The following is a 22,114-nucleotide window of genomic DNA, read 5'->3' on the forward strand; positions in this document are numbered from 1 at the left end:
TACAGCAATTACAATAATCGTTCGACATCCGGAGGATCGGATAGGCTGCCGTCATCGCTGCCGCCCGTCATTCCAAGAACGACGGATAGGCCGTCGACATCCGGCGGATCGGTATGGCTTCCCCCCGCTTGGAGATGATAACCGGCTAGTAGGAAGAGTGCCGCCATTGCGCATCTTACGGCGACTTGCTTCGCCTTCATGCTTTGAGCGCCTCCTGCATAGCGGTGATGGGCAGCTTCTTTAAACCATGAACGACAAAGGTCGGCAGCGGCTCCATCGTCTTGCCCTCCGTGATGTGGAAGATCGGCATACGTTCGCTTAGCGCCTCGAACACGATGCGCGCTTCCATGCGAGCGAGCGGCATCCCCATACAATGATGAACGCCGTGACCGAAAGCCAACTGACCCGTCAGCTGTCGGGTAATGTCGAACCGATCGGCCTGCTCGAACTTGCTCTCGTCCCGATTGGCGGAACCCAGTATGACGGTCACGAATTCACCCGCCTTCAGGCTCTGTCCTCTGAATTCCGTATCCGCTCTGACCACTCGGTTCATCATCTGGACAGACGAGCGGAAACGCAGCACCTCTTCGATCGCCTGCGGAATGAGCTCCTTCCTCTCGCACAGCAACCGCCACTGGTCGGGAAACTCCAGGAAAGTGCGGACCGCGTTCCCCAGCAGGTGAGTCGTCGTCTCATTGCCGGCTACCATGAGCAGAACGCAAAACTCGACTGCCTCCACGTCGGACAGCTGTTGCCCATCGATTTCCGCGATCGCAAGCCGCGAGATAAGATCCTCCTTCGGATCTTTTCTACGCTCCATAATCTGCTCTCGGAAATAGTGCTTCATCTCTCGAATGGCGGCGACATGTTCGGGCAATTCGTCCGTATTCCCATGCAAGAGCCGCAACGAAGCGGCAACGATGGTATCCGACCAGTGCTTGAATTTCAGACGGTCGACCTCGGATATGCCGAGCATCTCGGCAATCACGTTTACCGGGAGGGGAATCGCGATATCGTCGACAAAATCGAAGGATCCTTTGCGCAAGGCTACATCGATTAACCGGCTGGCCATCTCTCGGATGCGGGGCTCGAGAGCGGCGACCGCCTTCGGAGTAAACGCATGCTGCGCTAGCGATCGAAGCTGGGTATGTCTCGGGGGATCCATGCTGCTGAGTTGATTGTTCAAGCCCAGCTCGGACGAGAAGCCTTCGAAGATAGCCGACGAGAACGTATGGTGGTCGGCCATGACTTGGCGCACCTCGTCGTATCTCGCAATAAGCCAGCCCAACTGCTCATGGCGGCTTATCCCTTCCTTGCTTCGCAATTCTGCATACCACGGATAGGGATCCACTCGCAAATCAAACGTCATAATGACCTCCTTAAATCTTCAAAATGAAGTGGCGCTGCGCTTTCCAATGATCACTATACTCTTACACCTATTCCCATAGTAAGGGGAGAGAGGTCCCGAAGACTGGGAAAGGTATTCCTGAGGACCGGGATTTCTCCCCGCTAATCTAATGCCGCTAGAGCAGCGCATAGCATAACTTGTCCCATTAAATAAGGGCATGTTGGAGTTGTTCCAACATGCCCTTCGAGGTTATCGTCATTGCTCAACCTGTCTCACCCAAACCCGAAGCGGTCCGACCGACGTCCAACCCGCGCCGAGGGCGGCCTTCAGATCTTCGCCGCGTTCATAGCCGACGATCGGGAGCCCCGGATACTCCATCGAGGCCAGAGCCGTTATCTCGGCCCATAAGCGTTCATCGGGCGTATCCGCCGCGAACACGTTGGAGACCCCGACCGCGCCGCCGCCCAGACTTGCGATAAACCCCGACCGTCCGCCGTCGTTCTCGCGAATGAATAGGTTCAAGTCGTCGCGTCCCAGCAGCTCCGGCCGAATGATCGTATCCGTTCCGTTGGCGGCGTTCCACCGCGACAGGACTTCCGGCGTCGCAACCCGCCGCCAGGAAGCGGAGAGGGGTTCGGCGAATGGCACGGGTTCATGGCATATCCATTCCGCTTCAAATAGGACGCGATACCCGGAGGATTCCAGGTCGAGATTCGCATAACTGTCTTTAATACTTGAAATAGCTCTGCCTTCGGCGAACCGATGGATTTCTTCCGCGGTTGCATCCCGGCTTAGCGTAACGATATCCGGGTAATAGAGAGGCGCCTGCCCCCTTGTTCCCCATGCATCCCGCGTCGACACATGGGGGATGCCGTGCGTATCGCATACGATTCCACACCAAACGGCATTGTTCAGCACGGCCCGATCGACCGGCGATTTCTCGTTTATCATCTCGTTGCCTCCGATTCATGCGAAATGTTACACGGTTAGCCTGCGTCTCGTGACTCCGCGCGCGCAAGATCCACCGTATCTCCGCTCACCTTGAAGATCACGTAACGATGGTTCCATATTCGCGACGTGACGATCGCCTTCCTGCCGTCCTTCTCGAAGAAGTAGCCGGAGCCTTCTTGCTCCGCGAACGTCCAGCCTTCCCGGCTCATTCGTTCCTTCAGAAGCTCCTCCTGCCGGTTCAGCTTGGCCAGGTACTGCGGGATGCCGCGCTCGTCCGCTCCCATCTCCACGATCTGCCGATCCGTCGTCTCCAGGACGTACATGCGCTTCAGATTGCTCATTCCGATCGAATTCGCATATAGGACAGCGGCGATCAAGAAGAGCGCCGCAGCGCCTCCGAAGCCGATCAGAACGAATTTCCAGGGACTGTTTTTCATCCGTATTCCTACCGCCCTTTTTTACGCTAACGTCACGGAACGCGACTAGCGAAGCTACGGCGTTCCGTACATTTGAAGGATTCTGGAAAACTCTCCAATAGGTAGACGATCTTTATCCTGGATTCGTTACAGATAAAGAGCTCAACCCGTAAAGAACGGGCTGAGCTCATGATGCGATTGCTCCCGATTCAAAGCCTTCCGCCGCTTCTTCCGCGTTGTAGAGCGAGAAGTTCAGCCATTCGCTTGAACGCTCCCGCCAATAAATTCATGGCTGTATATCTCAGAGACTTTTTCCAGCACGCGTTGCGCATGTTCTGTAAATTTCAAGTCCGCAATCCGATTTTTCAACAAAAACACGCCGGTCTCATTGCGGTGTTTGCCGAAGGCTCCCTCGTATAACAGGTTGGCGCCATGGGTAGGCGGAGAGGAAAAAAACTTCATAAACAGTTCGAACCATGCCGTCAGCCCGGAATCCTTTCCTTTTCTTAGAGTGTTGTTAATTCCCGGGTCAACGCTGCGGATCTTGATGTCTTCCTTGGCAAGCTGCGGTGCCGCGGCTTGAGTCCACAACGAAAGCGCCAGCTTTGAAGTCGCATAAGGGCCGAACATTTTGCGGAAGGTTTTGGGATGCTCCAGGTTGTCGATCGTAAACTCCTTCGTAAATCTAAACACCTGCGATGAAGTGTTAATCACCGTTTTGAAGCGGCCGTTGTTCAACAGCCCCTTCAATTCCATCAGAATGATATAAGGGACGACCGTCAACAATTCATAGTGCTTTTCGCGTCCTTGTCTCGAATAGCTCAGCTCGCTGGAGCCGCCTCCGGCGTTGTTGAACAAAATATCGATCCGCTGCTCCTTGCCTTTGATTTCTTCCAAAGAGGGTCTCAAGCTGCCATAATCGGTGAGATCCGTCACTTTATAGGCTCGAAGCCATCCGTTCCTGAGGTGATCTTGAATGAAGCTATCGTCCGCTGGAAAATCGGATCGGTTCAGAGCAACCACCTGCCAGTTCTCCGACAGCAATCTCCGCGTTAAGGCCAACCCGATCCCGCTATTCGCGCCGGTAATCAGGGCGATATGTTCTCGTTGATTCGTCTTCAATGTATGTCCTCCTTCCTATTGCAGAACGTTCGCCGGTTATTTGCGCCCATCAGTCGGAGGCGGGCAGGAGAATCAGTTTGCCGCGGGCACGCCCGCTCTGACTGATCTCGACGGCTGAACGCCATGCGTCGAGGGCGAAGGTCTTGGCGACCGGAATCGTGAACTTGCCTTCCGCTGCGTATTGGGCAAAGTCGCCGACAACGTCATAACGAAGAGTATGTAATTCTCCGTAGCTGGCGCGAACGCCAAATTCGGCGGCTGCGGCGAAATCGCTGACGGTTAGGACGCGCTCGGGATGCCCATTGACGATTTGGATCAGATCCATCATGGAACCGCCGATTGGCGCGGCATCGAAGGCGAGGTCGACCGGCTGCTTCGCCAGTTCGGTCGCTCGCTCGACCATTCCATCCCCGTACGAGGTCACCATGGCTCCCATGGCGCGGAGTTTGTCGGCGTAAGTGGGACCGGCGGTTGCGACTACGCGAGCACCGCGCATGAGGGCAATCTGGACGGCGGCGAAGCCTACCGTTGTGCCGGCGCCGTGCACGAGTACGGTCTGGCCCGATCTCACCCCGAGAGCATCGATGCCTCTATAGGCGGTTTCGACCGCCATTGGCAGTGCCGCGGCCTGTACAAAGTCGAGTCCCTCCGGCATGCGGAACCAGTAGTACATGATCGCTCGGTCGGACGCGCCGGCGCTCGATCCGCCCATGAAGTCGGCGGCCCCCAGGACGGCATCGCCGATGGCGACGTCGGTCACGCCCTCTCCAATGGCGTCTACAATCCCTGCTACGTCCAGTCCAATCCCTCGAGGCAAGGGCAGTTGACCGGCAAAATGTCCTCGGCACATCGCCCAGTCGACCGGATTTAACCCGCAAGCGCGTACGCTCACGCGAATGCGTCCCGGACCTGGTTCCGGGATTGCCGCCTCCTCCAGACGCAAGACATCGGCCGGTTCGCCGTAGTCGTGGAACCGAATTGTCCGCATGGCAACAGGGTTGGATGCCTGATTGTTCGCATCTTTGACAGAAGGATCTAAATTCTCCATTTCGGTGTTCCCTCCATTTTGCTCTGATGGGCTAGCGTTCTGCGCCGCCGCTCCCCCATGATCAAGACTTTCTTCCCGGAGAAGAGCAGGTACAGGACCGATTATACAGCATCGAATTTATATAGTAAACTAAATTAATTAATTTTGTTCATTTTGTAACCTCAACCTGGTTCATAGGCCTTGCCCTCTAACGAATTCAGGAAACGCTATTTTGCGTCAAATGCCAAGGGCCACCGGGGGAAAAAAGGGGCTTCCAGCACGAAATAGCGTCTCCTCGATTCGTTGGACGCGGACAACGAATCCGGATGCGAATGGGCCATCGTCGCAAACAAAAACCGCCGATCGGTTCCCCGATAAACGGGGAACCGCGGCGGTTCGCGTGAAATGCTGCTTCTATGATTCCATTCACACCAGAGCCTTCGCGGCGATGTCGGTGCGGTTCTGCTTGCCTTCGAACGTAATCTTGTCGGCCGCGTCGTACGCCTTGGCCCGCGCGGCCGCGATGTCCGCGCCGAGGCCGACGACGCCGAGCACGCGTCCGCCGTTCGTCACGATGCGGCCGTCCTTCTCCGCCGTGCCCGCGTGGAACACGAGCGCGTCCCCGGCGGCCTCCAGCCCCGAGATCGGCAGCCCCTTCGGGTACGAGCCCGGGTAGCCGCCCGACGCGAGAATGACGCAGACCGCGGCTTCGTCGCTCCAGGAGATGTCGATCTCCCCGAGCCGCCCGTTGATGGACGCGAGGAAAATATCGACGAGATCGGTCTTCAGACGCGGCAGCACGACCTGCGTCTCCGGGTCGCCGAAGCGCGCGTTGAACTCGATCGTCTTCGGGCCGTCCTTCGTAATCATGAGTCCGGCGAACAGCACGCCGCGGAACGGACGTCCCTCGGCCACCATCGCGCGCGCGGTGGGCCTCACGATGTTCTCGATCGCGTCGTTCACGATCGACTGCGGAATGTGCGGCAGCGGGGAATAGGTGCCCATGCCGCCCGTGTTCGGACCTTTGTCGCCGTCGAACACCGGCTTGTGGTCCTGCGCCGGCGACATCGGACGAACCGTCTCGCCGTCGACGAACGCGAGAATGGACATCTCCTGTCCTTCGAGGAATTCCTCGATGACGACCTTCTCGCCGGCCGCCCCGAACGCCTTGCCGACCATCGTGTCGGCGAGCGCCTGCTCGGCTTCCTCGCGCGTGAAGCAGACGGTGACGCCTTTGCCCGCCGCCAGCCCGTCCGCCTTGACGACGATCGGAACCGGCTGCGAGCGGAGGTACGCCAGAGCGGACTCGTAGTCCGTGAACGTCTCGTACTTCGCGGTCGGGATGTCGTATTTCTTCAGCAGATTTTTCATGAAAATCTTGCTGCCCTCGATCTCCGCCGCGTTCTTCCGCGGACCGTACACCGGGATCTTCGCCGCTTCGAAGGCGTCGACGATGCCGGCCGCCAGCGGATCGTCCGGGCCGATGACGACGAGATCGATCGCGTTGTCGAGCGCGAACTGCACGAGCTGGTCGAACGCGAACTCGTCCAGATCGACGAGCTCCGCCAACTGCGCGATGCCCGCGTTGCCCGGGGCGCAGAAGATTTTTTTCACCTTGTCGCTCTTGCTCAGCGACCAGACGATGGCGTGCTCGCGGCCGCCCCGTCCGACGACGAGAATGCGCACGATCAGGCCCCTCCTTCGGAATGCTTGTTGATGACCGTCAGAGACGTCGCGCCGTCGCTCGCGCGAATCGTCTTGACCAGCAAGGAGATCTTGTTGTCTCCGTTCAGCAGGTTCCAATAGAACCGCGCCGTCTCCCCTTCGTCGTCGAACAGCGGAGCCAGCTGCGGCTCGCCCGCGAACGAAGGCAGCGGGTTGCCGTCTCCCACATACGTCGAGATGAAGTGGCCGTACCCGGCAATCGCCTTTTCATAATGGAAGAACTGGCGCTTCGTCTGAGACTCGTCGTTCTCGTTCGTCTTGAGGATGGACAGCTTGTACGCGTTCTGGCGATCCCCGAGATCGACGATGCCGGAGATGCGCGGCGTGAAATTCGGCGGGTCCGGCTCGTACGTGCGAGTCCCAAGCGCCTGCTCGAACGTTCCGCCTTGCTTCAGCGCTTCCCAGATCGTGTCGGTCTGGTCGCCGTTCGTGACGATATGCGCGCCGCCTTCATGGCGCAGCGGGTAGTAGATGATAAGCGAAGGATCGGACAGCTTCGCGGGATCGGCGGCTTCCGTCCGCAGGAATCCGTTCTCCTCCGGCACGAAGATCCGGTTGCGGCTGTTCTCGCTCCGCCCCATGATCCAGTAGACCTGAACGTAACGCGTCGCGTCCGGCGTCAAGCCGATCACGATGCCGCGGCCCGGATAATCGTTCGCCTTGAGCTGCTCGACCGTGCGGTCCGCCAGCGTCTGCCACTTCGTGGCCGTGTTCGTCGTAGACATGTTCGTCGTCGCCCCTTCCTCAGTGATGGAACAGGCGTACGCCCGAATAGACCATGACCATGTTGTAGTCGTTCGCCGCCTTGACCACTTCTTCGTCCCGCAGCGAGCTGCCGGCCTGAATGACGTACTTCACGCCGCTGCGGCTCGCCCGATCGAGATTGTCGCGGAACGGCAGGAAGGCGTCGGAGCCGTACGAGACGCCCTTCAGCCCGTTCAGCCATTCGCGCTTCTGTTCCCGCGTCAGACGGGCGGGCACTTCTTCGAAGCAGCTCTCCCAAGCGGCCTGCTCGACCGGAGTGACTTCGTCCTCCAGCCACAGGTCGATCGCGTTGTTCTGCTCGGCGCGCGCCAGCCCTTCGCGGAACTTCATGTTCAGCGCGGCCGGGTGCTGGCGCAGGTACCAGCGGTCCGCCTTGTCGCCGGCGAGGCGCGTGCAGTGGATGCGCGACTGCTGGCCGGCGCCGATGCCGATCGTCTGGCCGTCCAGGGCGTAGCAGATGGAGTTGGACTGCGTATATTTGAGCGTGATGAGAGCGACGAGCAGGTCGCGCTTCGCGTGATCCGGCAGGTCCTTGTTCTCGGTGACGATCTTATCGAACACCGAAGCGTCCGGCACGGCGTTGTTGCGCTCTTGCTGCAGCTTCATGCCGAACAGCGTGCGCGTCTCGATCGGGTCCGGCACGTACTCGGGATCGATCTGCAGAATGAGGTACTTGCCGCCTTTCTTCTGCTTCAGGATCTCGAGAGCTTCCGGCGTGTATCCCGGCGCCACGACGAGGTCGGACACCTCGCGCTTCAGAAGCTGCGCGGTCGAAGCGTCGACGACGTCGCTCAGAGCGGCCGCGTCCCCGAAGGAGGACATGCGGTCGGCGCCGCGCGCGCGGGCGTAGGCCGTCGCCAGCTCGGACAGCTCCATGCCGTCGACGAAGTAAGCCTTCGCCAGCTCCGGCGACATCGGCGCGTACACGGCCGCTCCGGCGGGGCTCACGTGCTTGAACGAAGCCGCGGCCGGAAGCCCGGTCGCCTGGCGCAGCTCGCGCACCAATTGGAACGCGTTCAGCGCGTCCAGCAGGTTGATGAAGCCCGGGTCGCCGTTTACGACGGTCAGCGGCAGCGGCCGGCCGTCGTCGGAATAGATCTTCGCTTCCTTCTGGTGCGGGTTCATGCCGTATCGCAAAGCAATCTCTTTAACATCGCTCATGAATCGTTCCTCGTCCTTTCCTGTTTCGCATCGCCCTCGGGCTTCAGCCTTCGCGGCGTACGTTCACTATCCGGCCGTTAAGCGTCACGCGTCCTTCCGCGATCCAGCGGACCGTCTCCGGCAGCAGCTCGTGCTCGACGGCATGAATGCGCTCCGCCAGCGACTCCTCCGTATCCTCGTCCAGCACCTCGACGGCCCGCTGGGCGATGATCGGCCCCGTGTCCATGCCGCCGTCCACGAAGTGCACCGTTACTCCCGCGAGCTTCACCCCGTACTCGAGAGCTTGACGAATCGCATGCACGCCGGGAAAAGCGGGCAGCAATGCCGGATGGATATTGATGATCCGGCCGTAATAGGGCTTCACGAGAGTATCCGTGATCAGCCTCATGTATCCCGCGAGGACGATCAGTCCGATCCCTTCGGCTTGGAGGCGTTCGACGATCTCCTCCTCATACGCTTCGCGGGACGGGTAGTCCTTGGGGTTGAACAGCATCGCCGGCACCCCGAGAGCCTCGGCGCGCTGCGCGACGCGGGCCGCCGGCTTGTCGCAGACGAGCAGCGCGAGCTCGGCCGGGATGCCCTGGCCGCGGATCGCCTCGGCGAGCGCCTGGAAGTTGCTCCCGCTGCCGGAGGCGAACACCGCGATGCGAAGCCGGCTATCGGTGGATGACATTACAGCTCGACTCCCCCGAACGTGACGACCTTGCGGCCTTCCGTAACTTGGCCGATGACGTACGCCTGCTCGCCCAGCTCCTTCGCCAGGGAGACCGCCTGCTCGGCTTGCTCGCCTGGCACGACGAGCACCATGCCGACGCCCATGTTGAACGTCGTGAACATGTCGCGGTCGCTGATCGCGCCGTCGCGCTGCATGAGCTTGAAGATCGGCTGGATCGGCCACGAGCCCAGCTCGATGTCGACGTTGACGTTATCCGGCAGCACGCGCGGAATGTTCTCGATGAAGCCGCCGCCGGTAATGTGCGCCATGCCTTTGATCTTTACGCTCTCCAGCAGCTTCAGGACCGACTTGACGTAGATGCGCGTCGGCTCGATGAGCACTTCGCCCAGCGTCTTGCCTTCCAGCTCCGGCAGCTTGTCGTCGAAGGAGTAGCCCTTCGTGTCGATGAGCAAGCGGCGAACGAGCGAGTAGCCGTTCGAGTGGACGCCGCTCGAGCCGAGGCCGATGACGGCGTCTCCCGCCGAGATCGTCGAGCCGTCGATCGCCTTCGGGCGGTCGACGATGCCGACGGTGAAGCCGGCGATGTCGTACTCGCCGTCCTGGTACATGCCCGGCATCTCGGCCGTCTCGCCGCCGATGAGCGCGCAGCCCGCCTGTTGGCAGCCTTCGGCGACGCCCTTGACGATGGCTTCGATCTTCTCCGGCACGAGCTTGCCGCACGCCAGGTAGTCGAGGAAGAACAGCGGCTCGGCGCCGGTGACGACGACGTCGTTGACGCACATCGCGACGGCGTCGATGCCGATCGTGTCATGCTTGTCGAGAGCGAACGCCAGCTTCAGCTTGGTGCCGACTCCGTCCGTTCCGGAGACGAGCACCGGCTCCTCGTATTTGTCCTTGTTCAGCGAGAAAAGCCCGCCGAATCCGCCGAGGCCGGTCAGCACTTCCGGACGGAACGTCTTCTGGACGTGCTTCTTCATCCGTTCGACCGCTTCGTTGCCCGCGGCGATGTCGACGCCGGCTTGTTTGTACGCTTCGGACACTTCGTTCACTCCTTGGTCTTATAAATAGCTGGCGAATGGAAGTCGCAGGTCTGAGCGTATCGTTCTTCCCATCGCTGTTGTCCCCGGATTCCTTAGAATGATAACCCCGCTATAAAGAAGGAATCCGGGGACAAAGGCGACCACTCCGTTTCTCCAGAACGATATCGCTTTGTCTGCTAAACTTCACCAGGCTCTAACTAGAGGTCAACCACGCGGATCCACTCTCGCCGCGCGAGGCGTAACGGACTCCAGAAGCGCTATTTGGGGACAAAGGCCCGTTTCGCGCGACGTAACGGACTGGAGAGACGCTATTTCGCGGTTGAAGCCTCTCCACGGCCCCAAACGGAGCCAATAAGGTCTTTCCGGTCCGTTAGAAGTTCGAAACGGCCAAAATTCGGCCAATAGCGTCATCTGGGTCCGTTAGCCGATGGTCCGGCGTGGCATGGAGCCGGTTGGCCCGCCCGACCCGGTCAGTCGCAGCTGCACGAGGTCGCTTTGGCGAGCTCGAACTGCACCTTCGTCGGGTAGTCGCGGTCGAAGCAGCTCATGCACAGCCCGCGGTTCTTCTCGCCGTCGTGCCCGCCGACGGCGTCGATCAGGCCCGAGTGGCTCAGGAAGTAGAGCGAGTCCGCGTTGATCGCCTTGCGGATCTCTTCGACCGACTTCGTCGAGGCGATCAGGTCGCCCGGGTTCGGCGTGTCGATGCCGTAGTAGCACGGGTTCATGAACGGCGGCGACGAGATGCGCACGTGCACCTCGGTCGCGCCCGCTTCGCGCAGCAGGTTGACGATCCGCAAGCTGGTCGTGCCGCGAACGATGGAGTCGTCGATCATGACGACGCGCTTGCCTTCGACGACCTTGCGGACGGCGGACAGCTTCATCTTGACGCCCTTCTCGCGCAGTTCCTGCGAAGGCTGGATGAACGTGCGGCCGGTATATTTGTTTTTGATCAGCCCGAGCTCGTACGAGATTCCCGTCTGCTCCGCGTAGCCGATGGCGGCGGAGATGCTCGAGTCCGGAACGCCCGTGACGATGTCGGCGTCGACGAACGATTCGAGCGCGAGCTGCTGCCCCATCCGCTTGCGCGCGGAGTGCAGGTTGATCTGGTTGATGTCGCTGTCCGGACGGGCGAAGTAGATGTACTCCATCGCGCAGACGGCGCGGCGCTCCATCGGAGCGAACCGTTCTTCGCGCAGGCCGTTCTCGTCCAGGATGAGAATCTCGCCCGGCTGCACGTCGCGGACGTACTCGGCGCCGATCGTCTCGAACGCGCACGTCTCCGAAGCGAAAATATAAGCGTCCCCGAGACGACCCATAACGAGAGGACGGAAGCCGTTCGGATCGCATGCGGCGATGAGCCGGTCCTTCGTCATGATCAGGAACGCGTAGCCGCCGATCAGCCGCGCGAACGCGTCCTTGACCGCTTCGACCAGATCCTTCGGGGACCGGGCGATCAGGTGCGCGATGACCTCGGTGTCGCTCGACGTCTGGAAAATCGATCCCTGCTCCTCCAGCTCGCGCCGGATGACCGGTTCGTTGACCAGGTTGCCGTTCGTGCATACGGCGAGGTCGCCGTCGCGGTACTTGAACACGAGCGGCTGGGCGTTGCCCAGCTGGCTCGAGCCCGACGTCGAGTAGCGCACGTGCCCGATGGCGCGGTTGCCGACGAGCGCGTCCAGCTTGTCGCGGTCGAACACTTCCTTGACGAGTCCCATCCCGCGGTGGTAGTGGAAGCTCCCGTCGTCCGACGTGCAGATGCCGCAGCTCTCCTCGCCCCGGTGCTGCAGCGCGTGCAGGCCATAGTAGCTCAGATGGGCCGCATCCGGGTGCCCGAACACCCCGAACACGCCGCACTCTTCCTTCAGCTTGTCGAAGATCTCTTCCTGACCGTTGCCCTGGTTGTAATAGTCCCCGTTCCAGAAACGCGCGTCCGCGGACTCCGGACGGCTAGCGCCGCCCGGCCCGACTTCCGGCATCGGAGCTCCGGCGGCCGCGAAAGCCGCCGCGCCGAGCCCCCCCTTGCCCGCGCTGTTCAGTTGGACGATCGGCTGATCGGCCCAGACCGAACCGTTCCCGGACTTCACTGCATCCGGCATGGGATCGCTTCCTTCCATTCTTTGCGGAATTCGTTCAGTGGAGCGTCGATAGCGGCATGTCCGTTCACGGAGATCGTCAGGCGGTCGCCGCCGACCGTGCCGAGCTTCTGCGCCGGTACGCCTTGCGCTTCGAGATAAGCGGCGAGCGATTCGGCTTGCTCCGGCTTCGCCGACAGCAGCACGCGGGATTGCGATTCGCTGAACAGCGCGAGGTCCGGACGCAGGTTGCTCTCGAAGTTAACCGTCGCGCCGAGCCCGCGGCCGAAGCCGGATTCCGCCAGCGCCGCCGCGAGGCCGCCTTCGGACAGGTCGTGCGCCGAAGCGACGAGCCCTTGCTGGATCGCGCCCAGCACCGTCTTGTGCAGACGCCGCTCGGTCTCGAGGTCCAGCTCCGGCGGGCGGCCTTCCGTCAGGCCGTGCACGGCGTATTGGAACTCGCTGCCGCCGATCTCCGCCTTCGTCTCGCCGAGCAGGAAGATGACGTCTCCCGCTTGCTTGAACTCTTGCGTCGTGATGTGATCGATGTCGTGCACGAGGCCGACCATGCCGACGACCGGCGTCGGGTAGATGGCGCCCTTGGCGTTCTCGTTGTACAGCGACACGTTGCCGCCGATAACCGGCGTCTCGAGGAAGCGGCAGGCCTCGGCCATGCCGTCGACCGCCTTCTCCATCTGCCAGAACACTTCCGGCTTCTCCGGCGAGCCGAAGTTCAGGTTGTCCGTGATCGCGAGCGGTTCGCCGCCGGAGCAGACGATGTTGCGCGCCGCTTCCGCGACGGCGATCTTGCCGCCGACTTCGGGATCGAGGTAGACGTAGCGGCCGTTGCAGTCCGTCGTCATCGCGAGCGCCTTGCGGGTGCCGCGGATCGTGACGACCGCCGCGTCCGAGCCCGGAACGACCGCCGTCGAAGTCCGCACTTGGTAATCGTATTGGCTGTAAACCCACTCTTTGCTCGCCAGCGACGGGGATCCGAGCACTTTTTTGAGCGCGTCGTTCAGGTCGGTCGCTTGCTCGTAGCGGTTCGTGTCGATGGAACCGTTCTTCAGGTAATAGTCCGGAACCTTGGACGGCTTGTTGTACACCGGGCAGTCGTCGACGAGCGCCTTGACCGGCATGTCGGCGACTTGCTCGCCCTTGTGGAACAGGCGCAGGCGGCCGTCGTCGGTCACCTTGCCGACCTTCGCGCAATGCAGTCCCCAGCGTTCGAAGATCGCCTTCGCTTGCTCCTCGTGCTGAGGCTCGGTGACGAACAGCATCCGCTCCTGGGACTCGGACAGCATCATCTCGTAGGCGGTCATGCCTTCCTCGCGCTGCGGAACCTCGTCGAGGTACAGCTCCATGCCGTTGCCGGCCTTGGACGCCATCTCCGCGCTGGAGCAGGTGAGGCCCGCGGCGCCCATGTCCTGGATGCCGAGCACGATGCCGGAGGCGATCAGCTCGAGCGTCGCTTCCATGACGAGCTTCTCCATGAACGGGTCGCCGACTTGGACGGCCGAGCGCTTCGCTTCGGATTCGGCGGTCAGGTCCTCGGACGCGAACGTCGCGCCGTGGATGCCGTCGCGGCCGGTCGCCGGACCGACGTAGAATACCGGGTTGCCGACGCCCTTGGCGACGCCGCGCTGGATCTGGTCGTGGTCGATAAGGCCGACGCACATCGCGTTGACGAGCGGGTTGCCCTCATACGCCTCGTCGAACATAACCTCGCCCGCGACGGTCGGGATGCCGATGCAGTTGCCGTAGCCGGCGATGCCGCTGACGACGTGCTCGAACAGGTAGCGCACTCGGTCGTTGTCCAGCTTGCCGAAGCGCAGCGAGTTGAGCAGGGCGATCGGACGGGACCCCATCGAGAAAATGTCGCGGATAATGCCGCCGACCCCGGTGGCGGCGCCTTGGTACGGCTCGACCGCGGACGGGTGGTTGTGCGACTCGATTTTGAACACGACCGCCTGGTTGTCCCCGATGTCCACGATGCCGGCGCCTTCGCCCGGCCCCATCAGGACGCGCGGGCCCGTCGTCGGGAAGCGGCGCAGCAGCGGCTTCGAGTTCTTGTACGCGCAGTGTTCGGACCACATGACGCTGAACACGCCGATCTCGGTATAGTTCGGCTTGCGGCCGAGGAACTGGCAGATGAGCTCGTATTCGGAATCGGATACGCCGAATTGCTTGTATATTTTCTGATCCGCGATCTGTTCGATCGTCGGTTCCTTAGCGGCGGTAGTTTGCGCCATCGGTTGGGTTCCCTCCTTAGCGGGCCCCGGCGCCGTTCGCGGCACCGGCCTTAGCCTGCGATGCAAAAGCGTTCAGTACGGAAGCGAACATCCGGGCGCCTCCGGTGGAGCCGAGCAGCTCGCTGACCGCGCGCTCCGGGTGGGGCATCATGCCGACGACGTTGCCGCGCTCGTTGCAGATGCCGGCGATGCCCGCGACGGAGCCGTTCGGGTTGTCGCCGTTGTAACGGAACACGATCTGGTTGTTCGCCTTGAGCTTCGCCAGCGTCTCGTCGTCGCAGTAGAAGTTGCCTTCGCCGTGCGCGATCGGGATGGTAACGACTTCGCCCTCTTCGTAAGCGTTCGTAAAGGCCGTGTTCGCGTTCTCGACCTTCAGCTCGACCGGATGGCAGCGGAACTTCAGCGAGTTGTTGCGGATGAGGGCCCCTGGCAGGAGACCCGCTTCGGTCAGAATCTGGAACCCGTTGCAGACGCCGAGGACGAACTTGCCTTGCTCGGCCGCCTTGCGTACTTCGTTCATGACCGGAGCGAGCTGGGCGATGGCGCCGCAGCGCAGGTAGTCCCCGTAGGAGAAGCCGCCCGGCACGAGAATGGCGTCGTATTCGGACAGGTCGGTGGCCGTATGCCAGACGTAATCGACGGGCTGCTGGATCGTGTCTTCGACCGCCTTAAGCATGTCGATGTCGCAGTTGGAGCCCGGGAACACGAGAACCGCGAATTTCATCAGGTCTCAGCCCTCCAGTTCGAAGCGGTAGTCTTCGACGACGGTGTTGGCCAGCAGCTTCTCGCACATCGCCTTGACGCGCTCTTCCGCTTGCGCGCGGTCGTTCGTGTCGAGCTGCAGCTCCAGGTACTTGCCGATGCGGACCTTGGACACCTCGGAGAAGCCGAGTGTCTGCAGGGAGCCTTGAACCGCGTTGCCTTGCGGGTCGAGCACGTTCTCTTTGATCGTCACGTATACCGTTGCTTTCATGTGGGGGTTCTCCTCCTGATTGGGGGCAAAGTGGTGGTGCCTGCCTTGCGGTTAACCGTTGAGCGGCTTGAATACGGTGACGCCGACATTGGATTGCGCCAATCGGCGGTAGATGTCTTGGTAGCGGTCGGTCGTCGCTTGCACGACCTCGTCCGGCAGGCGCGGAGGGGGGCTGTTCTTGTCCCAATCCGTATTCGCCAGGTAGGAGCGAACCGGCTCCTTGTCCATGCTGTCGATCTCGACGTCCAGCTTGTAGTTCTCCTTCGCCCAGAAGCGCGAGGAATCGGGGGTGAACAGCTCGTCGATCAGAATGATTTGGTCATCGATGAGGCCGAATTCGAATTTGCAGTCGGCGAGAATAATGCCGTTCTTGTCGCAGAAGTCGCGGCCGAACTCGTACAGGGCGAGGCTGCGGTCGCGAAGCTGCTCGGCGAGCTCGCGGCCGACGCGGCGGGCCATCTCCTCGAACGGGATGTCCTCGTCGTGGCCGACGTCGTTCTTGCCCGCGGGGGTGAAGATCGGCTGCTCGAGCTTCGAGTTCTTGCGCAGCCCTTCCGGCAGCTTGATGCCGTTCACTTCGCCGGACGTCTGATACTGCCGCCAGCCGCCGCCCGTGATGTAGCCGCGGACGACGCATTCGATGTCGACGCGCTTCGCCTTGCGGGATACCATGACGCGGCCTTCCAGCTTCGGCTTGTCCGCGTCGGCGACGATATCGCCGAGCTTGTTCGCGTCGGTGTGCACGACGTGGTTCGGCTGAAGCTCGGCGGTGAGGCCGAACCAGAACGAGCTGAGCTCGTTCAGCACCCGGCCCTTCTCCGGCACGGGCGGGTCGAGCACGTAGTCGAAGGCGGAGATGCGGTCGGTGACGACGATGAGAAGATGCTCGCCGAGATCGTAGAGCTCGCGCACTTTGCCTTTGTGGATGAGAGGGGCCTTGATGAGCCCTTCGGCGGTGGACAACGCTTCTGTCGGCATGACAGCCTCCTTGTGGGGCGGTAGTTAATGCAGTCGGTCTATGCGGCGATGTCGATCTATGGTGAGACTCGGCCGGGCCGAGTTGGATTGTTGGGTTGAAGTTGCTCTAGCTGCGGGCTGGGTTCGCCGACACGACGGTTTTTTCCGCTTGTTAGGCCGTTGCGGCGAGCCGGGGCCCCCAACAAGACGGTTTTCTCCGCTTGTTGGCTTTGCCCGTTACTCGTTCAGCCCGAGCCGCTCGAAGATCGTATCGACATGCTTCAGATGCCAGCTCGGATCGAAGCAGTCGGCGATCTCCTCGGCGGACAGCACGCTCGTGATCTCCGGCGTCGCCGACACGATCTCGCGGAAGTCGCGCTGCTCTTCCCACGCCTGCATCGCGCGCGGCTGCACGGTGTCGTACGCCTGCTCGCGGCTGAAGCCCTTGTCGATCAGCTTCGTCATGACGCGGCCGGAGAACGGCACGTTGTACGTGCTGCGCATGTTGCGCTTCATGTTCTCCGGGAATACCGTGAGGTTCTTCACGATGTTGCCGAAGCGGTTCAGCATGTAATTCAGCAGCATGGTGGCGTCCGGCAGGATGATGCGCTCGACCGAGGAGTGCGAGATGTCGCGCTCGTGCCACAGCGGCACGTCCTCGTACGCGGAGATCATATGGCCGCGGATGACGCGGGCGAGGCCGCTGATGTTCTCGCAGCCGATCGGGTTGCGCTTGTGCGGCATCGCGGACGAGCCCTTCTGGCCCTTCGCGAACGGCTCCTCGACTTCGCGGAACTCGCTCTTCTGCAGGGCGCGGATCTCGGTCGCGAACTTGTCCAGCGAAGTGGCGATCAGCGCCAGCGTCGCCATGTATTCCGCGTGGCGGTCGCGCTGCAGCGTCTGCGTCGAGATCGGCGCCGGCTTGATGCCCAGCTTGTCGCAGACGAACTGCTCGACGAACGGATCGAGGTTCGCGTACGTTCCGACGGCTCCGGACATTTTCCCGAACTGCACGCCGTCCGCCGCTCTTCGGAACCGCTCGAGGTTCCGCTTCATCTCTTCGTGCCACAGCGCCATCTTCAAGCCGAACGTCGTCGGCTCCGCATGGACGCCGTGGGTGCGGCCCATCATCGGGGTCGACTTGTACTTGATCGCTTGGCCGCGGAGGATCTCGACGAAGTTGACGAGGTCGCGCTCGAGAATCTCGTTCGCCTGCTTCAGCAGGTAGCCGAGCGCCGTGTCGACGACGTCCGTCGAGGTCATGCCGTAGTGGACCCACTTGCGCTCCGGCCCGAGGCTCTCGGATACGGCGCGGGTGAAGGCGATGACGTCGTGGCGGGTCTCCTGCTCGATCTCGTAGATGCGGTCGATGTCGAACTTGGCGTTCTTGCGCAGCTCGACCGTATCTTCCTTCGGAATGTGGCCGAGCTCCGCCCACGCTTCGCACGCGCACAGCTCGACTTCCAGCCAAGCCTTGAATTTGTTCTCTTCGGTCCAGATCGCCCGCATCTCGGGACGGCTGTAGCGTTCAATCATGATTCGTCAGACCCTCCATATATTCGATTGGGCTATCCACGCCAAGGCGGCCTCCACGTTCGGAGCCAGCACGTTGACGTGCCCCATCTTGCGCTTCTGCTTCGCTTCCGCCTTGCCGTACAGATGCACCTTCGGCTCGACGCCGAGGCGCTCGGCTTCCGGATCGCGAGCGGCCATCCATTCGAGCAGCGGCTCGACGTGCTCGCCGAGCACGTTCGCCATGACGACCGGCGTCAGCAGCCCCGGGTCGCCGAGCGGCAGGTCGCAGATCGCGCGGATGTGCTGCTCGAACTGGGACGTGCGGCTCGCCTCGAGCGTATAGTGGCCGGAATTGTGCGGGCGCGGGGCGAGCTCGTTGACGTACAGCGAGCCGTCGGCCGCGACGAACATCTCGACCGCGATCAGCCCGACGACGCCCAGCGTCTCCGCGATCGATACCGCGAGGCGCTCGGCTTCCCGCCGCACCTCGTCGCCGATCCGGGCGGGAACGATGGATAAATGCAAGATATTATGAACGTGTACGTTCTCGGCCGGGGGAAACGTCTTGATCTCGCCGGAAGGACGACGGGCCGCGATGACGGAGATCTCCTTCTCGAAGGAGATGAACTTCTCCAGCACGAGCTCGGTTCCGGCGCGTTCCGCTTCCGTCCAAGCCGGCTCGAGCTCGCTCTCCTCCCGCAGCACCCATTGGCCCTTGCCGTCGTAGCCTCCGGTCGCCGTCTTCAGCACCGCCGGCAGCCCGAGCCGGGCGGCCGCTTCGCGCAGCGAGATCAGGCTCGTCACTTCCGCGTACGGAGCGACCCGCGCTCCCGCCGCTTCGATCGCCCGCTTCTCGCGCAGCCGATGCTGCGTCGTATAGAGAAGCGCGCTGCCTTGGGGAACGTAGGACTCCGCCTCCAGCATCGCCGCCACGCCCGAGTCGACGTTCTCGAACTCGTACGTGATGACGTCGGAGCGGCGGGCCAGCTCGCGCGCCGCTTCCCGGTCGTCGTAGCTCGCGACGATCTGCTCGGCCGTCTGGCCGCAGGGCGAATCCGGCGTCGGGTCGAGCGTCACGAACCGGTAGCCGAGCCGGCTGCCGGCATGGGCCAGCATCCGGCCGAGCTGTCCGCCGCCCAGGATGCCGATCTTGGAGCCGGGCAGAATCGGGCGCCCCGGGAGCGGCTTCGGCGAACCTTCCCGCGCTCCGGCGCCGGGCACTTCGCACGATTCGTCCGTGCAGACCATGCCTTCCCCGGACGACAAGTCGATCAGCTTGAATTCCTCGCTCATACGAGCTCACCGTTAGCCAGCACGTCCGCCGTAATCCGCTCGCGCCTGGCCGCGATCCGGGCTTGGACCTCCGGGTCGAACGAGCCGATGATCTGCGCCGCCAGCAAGCCGGCGTTCGTCGCTCCCGCCGCGCCGATCGCCACCGTGGCGACCGGAATGCCGCCCGGCATCTGCACGATGGACAGCAGCGAATCCAGCCCGTTCAAGGCTTGCGACTTGACGGGCACTCCGATGACGGGCAGCACGGTCTTCGCCGCGACCATGCCCGGAAGATGAGCGGCGCCGCCCGCTCCCGCGATGATGACCTTCAGGCCGCGCGAAGCGGCGCTCTCGGCATATTCGAACATCAGGTCCGGCGTCCGGTGCGCCGAGACGACTCTCTTCTCGTAAGGAACGTTCAACTCGTCGAGGACTTCGCACGCCTTCTTCATGGTCTCCCAATCGGACGTGCTCCCCATGATGACGCCGACAAGTGTCGACATGATTCCACCCTTCCCCGTATGCGATATGGTCCCGAACATGCAAAAAGGCCGGCGAGGATACTGACTGTCAGTATTCCCCACGGGCCCCATCTACTCACGCGCAACTCTTAGTTCCCAGACTCTCGCTCGTTGGACGCCACAAAGGCGCAACGCCGGCAGCTCGAACCTTGTCGCTTCATCCGGCATTCCACCTGCTTGATCCAAGAGCTCGTAGTCCGAAAATTTAAGGTTTCCGGGTAGAGACGATCGGGCCCTATTCCCGATGATATACGAGCAAAATTCGCTTATTTACGGTTCTAAGTTTACCCCAACCTCACATGAATGTCAAATGAAAGGCGAACGCTTTTCGAGTTTGAAAATACGAATGTTCGGTTTTTGACACAACCGAAACGATCGGATTCGGGCTCGCCGGACGCTCGCGCCGGATCTCCCGACGGCAAGGATCCGGCCCCGATTCGACGCCGTTCGACGCCGTTCCCGGGCGCCGCATCCTTATCGTCAATCGCTCCCCGTCCGCCGCCCGAACGAGCGACCGGCAGCCGAATCGCGAACAGAAGGCCGTCGCTGTGTCGTCCCCCTGTACCTCTCCATTCGTTGCGAGCGACCGGGCCTCCAACGCGCCAAGCCTCGTCCCGGTATCGTTAAGGGAACGAGGCTTGGCTTCCAAATGCATTTTCTTCCTATTTATATCCGCTCCGACGGAACGTATTGGAAATAATCAAAGCGGGCGGGCGCGGCGCACGCTCTGCCGTTGCCCGTCGCGTAGAGAGCGAAGTAGACGCCGGTGAAGCCGCCGGCCGTCTCCGTGGCGAGCATGGCGCTCTCGCCGGAGCCGATCGTCCTCTTCTCCCCATCCGAGCCGCGATAGTAGAACGAGTAGCCGACGTCCTTCGCTTCGACGCCGAGGACGACCTCGGGCTCCTCGAACCCGATCTCGGCTTCCGTCTTCGCCAGACTTCCGATGCGCCGGCGGAAGAGGAGAAGCGGCTTCCCTTCCCGCCTCGTCTTGGCGATCTCGTAATGGAAGCCTTCGTTCATGAAGACCGTCAGGCCGGCTTCTTCCCCCTCCGCCTCGGGGACGAATCGCATTCGCGTCTCGACCTCGCAATCGAAGTGCTGCTGCCGGCGGCCGACGAAGGCCGGCGATCCGTAATCGTTCAGGGAGCAGGCCTGCCCGTAGAGCGTGAGCCATCCGCTCCGCTCCGACAAGGACCACGAGCCGGGGGCCGGATTCCGGTAGAAGTTCCACTCCGGCGCCAGCGACGGGCCGTCGAACGAATCCCGCTCCAGCCGCGGCTCGGGCTGTCCCGGCGGCAGCGTCCCATCGTCGTTATCGACTTCGATCCGGCCTTCCGTCCCGACGACCGGCCACCCTTCCTCCGTCCACGCAACGGGCGCCAGCATCGTCTCGCGGCCCAGATGATGGCGTCTCGGGTAGCCGACCGGCCGGATGCCGAGCAGCACCGCCCACCAACGCCCGTCCGGCGCTTGCACCAGGTCGGCGTGGCCCGTCGCTTGGATAGGCTTGTCGGTGCTTCGGTTGGACAGGATCGGGTTATGCGGATTCGGCTCGAACGGGCCTTGAGGCGCGCGGCTTCGGGCGATCGTCTCCATATGCCCGTACTCCGTGCCGCCTTCGGCGATCATCAGGTAATACCAGCCGCCGATCTTGTACAGGTGCGGCCCTTCCGGGGAGCTGCCTCCCGTTCCGGTCCAGACGAGGCGGCGCTCGCTCCGCAGCTTGCCCGTCGCGATATCCAGCTCCGCCTGATAGATGCCCTCCGGCTCCGTCCTATACTGGCTCGTGCCGGTCAAGTAGACGGTGCCGTCGTCGTCGAAGAACAAATCCGGGTCGATGCCGCCCCAGCCTTCGATGACGACCGGCTCGGACCATGGCCCTTCCGGCCGCTCCGCCCATACGTAGAAGTTCTCGCCCGAAGTCACGTTCGTCGTGACGACGTAGAACCGTCCGTTATGATGGCGGAGCGTCGGGGCGTAGATTCCGAGAGAAGACGGGTAGTCGTTCTTGCGGGCGAGCGGCAGCTGACTCTCTCGGGTCAGAACGTGCCCGAGCTGCCTCCAATGGACCAGGTTCCGGCTGTGGAAGATCGGGATGCCGGGAAAATACTCGAACGAGCTGGTCGCCAAATAATAATCGTCGCCGACCCGGCACACGCTGGGATCGGGATGGAACCCGCGGATGACGGGATTGGAGTACATCCTTCTTCACTTCCTTTCGATAGATGAACATGCGGTTAAACGACGGCGAGCAGGCCCGCCCCCGAGGGGGTCGGATCTGCTCGCCTGCTTCGGGTCGCGGGCCAAGGGTCGGGGAGACC

20 protein-coding genes and 1 riboswitch are annotated in these 22,114 nt (G+C 62.1%); all 20 genes read right to left on the reverse strand.

The genetic code is table 11. The features are described 5' to 3' along the window. Positions 1–8: 8 nt before the first annotated feature. The 20 genes from H7B90_RS22000 to H7B90_RS22095 all read right to left on the reverse strand — a co-directional run bounded on the left by H7B90_RS22000 (position 9) and on the right by H7B90_RS22095 (position 21,995). The gene (locus H7B90_RS22000; RefSeq protein WP_185138054.1) at positions 9–200 is read right to left on the reverse strand and encodes a hypothetical protein; all 192 of its coding nucleotides are present in this window, start codon (positions 198–200) and stop codon (positions 9–11) included. Continuing rightward, positions 197–1,369 (reverse strand): cytochrome P450, encoded by a 1,173-nt coding sequence (locus tag H7B90_RS22005; protein ID WP_185138055.1) that lies wholly within the window; start codon positions 1,367–1,369, stop codon positions 197–199. The genes H7B90_RS22000 and H7B90_RS22005 overlap by 4 nt, the downstream gene beginning before the upstream one ends. A 234-nt stretch (positions 1,370–1,603) precedes the next feature. After that, positions 1,604–2,299 (reverse strand): hypothetical protein, encoded by a 696-nt coding sequence (locus tag H7B90_RS22010; RefSeq protein ID WP_185138056.1) that lies wholly within the window; start codon positions 2,297–2,299, stop codon positions 1,604–1,606. 35 nt (positions 2,300–2,334) lie between these two features. After that, positions 2,335–2,736: a hypothetical protein gene (locus tag H7B90_RS22015; RefSeq protein WP_185138057.1), complete on the reverse strand. Its 402-nt coding sequence runs from the start codon at positions 2,734–2,736 to the stop codon at positions 2,335–2,337. Positions 2,737–2,967: 231 nt separating this feature from the next. Next, on the reverse strand, positions 2,968–3,837 hold the full coding sequence (locus H7B90_RS22020; protein WP_185138058.1) for an SDR family NAD(P)-dependent oxidoreductase: 870 nt from the start codon (positions 3,835–3,837) through the stop codon (positions 2,968–2,970). Positions 3,838–3,886: 49 nt separating this feature from the next. Further along, entirely contained in the window at positions 3,887–4,885 is a 999-nt protein-coding gene (locus tag H7B90_RS22025) for an NADP-dependent oxidoreductase (protein ID WP_260411157.1), read from the reverse strand. Positions 4,886–5,290: 405 nt separating this feature from the next. Then, complete coding sequence (gene purD / locus H7B90_RS22030; protein ID WP_185138059.1) at positions 5,291–6,550, reverse strand: phosphoribosylamine--glycine ligase; 1,260 nt, start codon at positions 6,548–6,550, stop codon at positions 5,291–5,293. 2 nt (positions 6,551–6,552) lie between these two features. Beyond that, entirely contained in the window at positions 6,553–7,314 is a 762-nt protein-coding gene (locus tag H7B90_RS22035; protein WP_185138060.1) for an IMP cyclohydrolase, read from the reverse strand. Between the two features lie 19 nt (positions 7,315–7,333). Beyond that, entirely contained in the window at positions 7,334–8,515 is a 1,182-nt protein-coding gene (locus H7B90_RS22040) for a phosphoribosylaminoimidazolecarboxamide formyltransferase (protein WP_185138061.1), read from the reverse strand. 43 nt (positions 8,516–8,558) lie between these two features. Next, positions 8,559–9,188, reverse strand: coding sequence for a phosphoribosylglycinamide formyltransferase (purN, locus tag H7B90_RS22045; RefSeq protein ID WP_185138062.1), 630 nt, complete (start codon positions 9,186–9,188; stop codon positions 8,559–8,561). Further along, the gene (gene purM / locus H7B90_RS22050; protein ID WP_185138063.1) at positions 9,188–10,231 is read right to left on the reverse strand and encodes a phosphoribosylformylglycinamidine cyclo-ligase; all 1,044 of its coding nucleotides are present in this window, start codon (positions 10,229–10,231) and stop codon (positions 9,188–9,190) included. The genes purN and purM overlap by 1 nt, the downstream gene beginning before the upstream one ends. Before the next feature lie 470 nt (positions 10,232–10,701). Continuing rightward, positions 10,702–12,207 carry an amidophosphoribosyltransferase gene (purF, locus tag H7B90_RS22055; protein WP_185138099.1) on the reverse strand — a complete coding sequence of 502 codons (1,506 nt, stop codon included), beginning with the start codon at positions 12,205–12,207 and terminating at the stop codon, positions 10,702–10,704. Positions 12,208–12,311: 104 nt separating this feature from the next. Further along, a complete protein-coding gene (gene purL / locus H7B90_RS22060; protein ID WP_185138064.1) occupies positions 12,312–14,555 on the reverse strand; it encodes a phosphoribosylformylglycinamidine synthase subunit PurL in 2,244 nt (747 codons plus the stop codon). Between the two features lie 16 nt (positions 14,556–14,571). Beyond that, the gene (gene purQ / locus H7B90_RS22065) at positions 14,572–15,279 is read right to left on the reverse strand and encodes a phosphoribosylformylglycinamidine synthase subunit PurQ (RefSeq protein ID WP_185138065.1); all 708 of its coding nucleotides are present in this window, start codon (positions 15,277–15,279) and stop codon (positions 14,572–14,574) included. Between the two features lie 6 nt (positions 15,280–15,285). Further along, the gene (purS, locus tag H7B90_RS22070; RefSeq protein WP_185138066.1) at positions 15,286–15,528 is read right to left on the reverse strand and encodes a phosphoribosylformylglycinamidine synthase subunit PurS; all 243 of its coding nucleotides are present in this window, start codon (positions 15,526–15,528) and stop codon (positions 15,286–15,288) included. Positions 15,529–15,579: 51 nt separating this feature from the next. Next, positions 15,580–16,506, reverse strand: a complete 927-nt coding sequence (locus tag H7B90_RS22075) for a phosphoribosylaminoimidazolesuccinocarboxamide synthase (RefSeq protein WP_185138067.1) — start codon at positions 16,504–16,506, stop codon at positions 15,580–15,582. 216 nt (positions 16,507–16,722) lie between these two features. Then, positions 16,723–18,021 (reverse strand): adenylosuccinate lyase, encoded by a 1,299-nt coding sequence (gene purB / locus H7B90_RS22080; RefSeq protein WP_185138068.1) that lies wholly within the window; start codon positions 18,019–18,021, stop codon positions 16,723–16,725. 6 nt (positions 18,022–18,027) lie between these two features. Beyond that, positions 18,028–19,293, reverse strand: coding sequence for a 5-(carboxyamino)imidazole ribonucleotide synthase (gene purK, locus H7B90_RS22085; RefSeq protein ID WP_185138069.1), 1,266 nt, complete (start codon positions 19,291–19,293; stop codon positions 18,028–18,030). Next, a complete protein-coding gene (gene purE / locus H7B90_RS22090; protein WP_185138070.1) occupies positions 19,290–19,775 on the reverse strand; it encodes a 5-(carboxyamino)imidazole ribonucleotide mutase in 486 nt (161 codons plus the stop codon). The genes purK and purE overlap by 4 nt, the downstream gene beginning before the upstream one ends. 191 nt (positions 19,776–19,966) lie before the next feature. Next, positions 19,967–20,068, reverse strand: a riboswitch (purine riboswitch). Between the two features lie 391 nt (positions 20,069–20,459). Continuing rightward, positions 20,460–21,995 (reverse strand): glycoside hydrolase family 43 protein, encoded by a 1,536-nt coding sequence (locus H7B90_RS22095; protein ID WP_185138071.1) that lies wholly within the window; start codon positions 21,993–21,995, stop codon positions 20,460–20,462. Positions 21,996–22,114: the final 119 nt, after the last annotated feature.

Origin of the sequence: Cohnella xylanilytica (genome assembly GCF_014212175.1) — a bacterium.
GTDB lineage: Bacteria > Bacillota > Bacilli > Paenibacillales > Paenibacillaceae > Cohnella > Cohnella xylanilytica.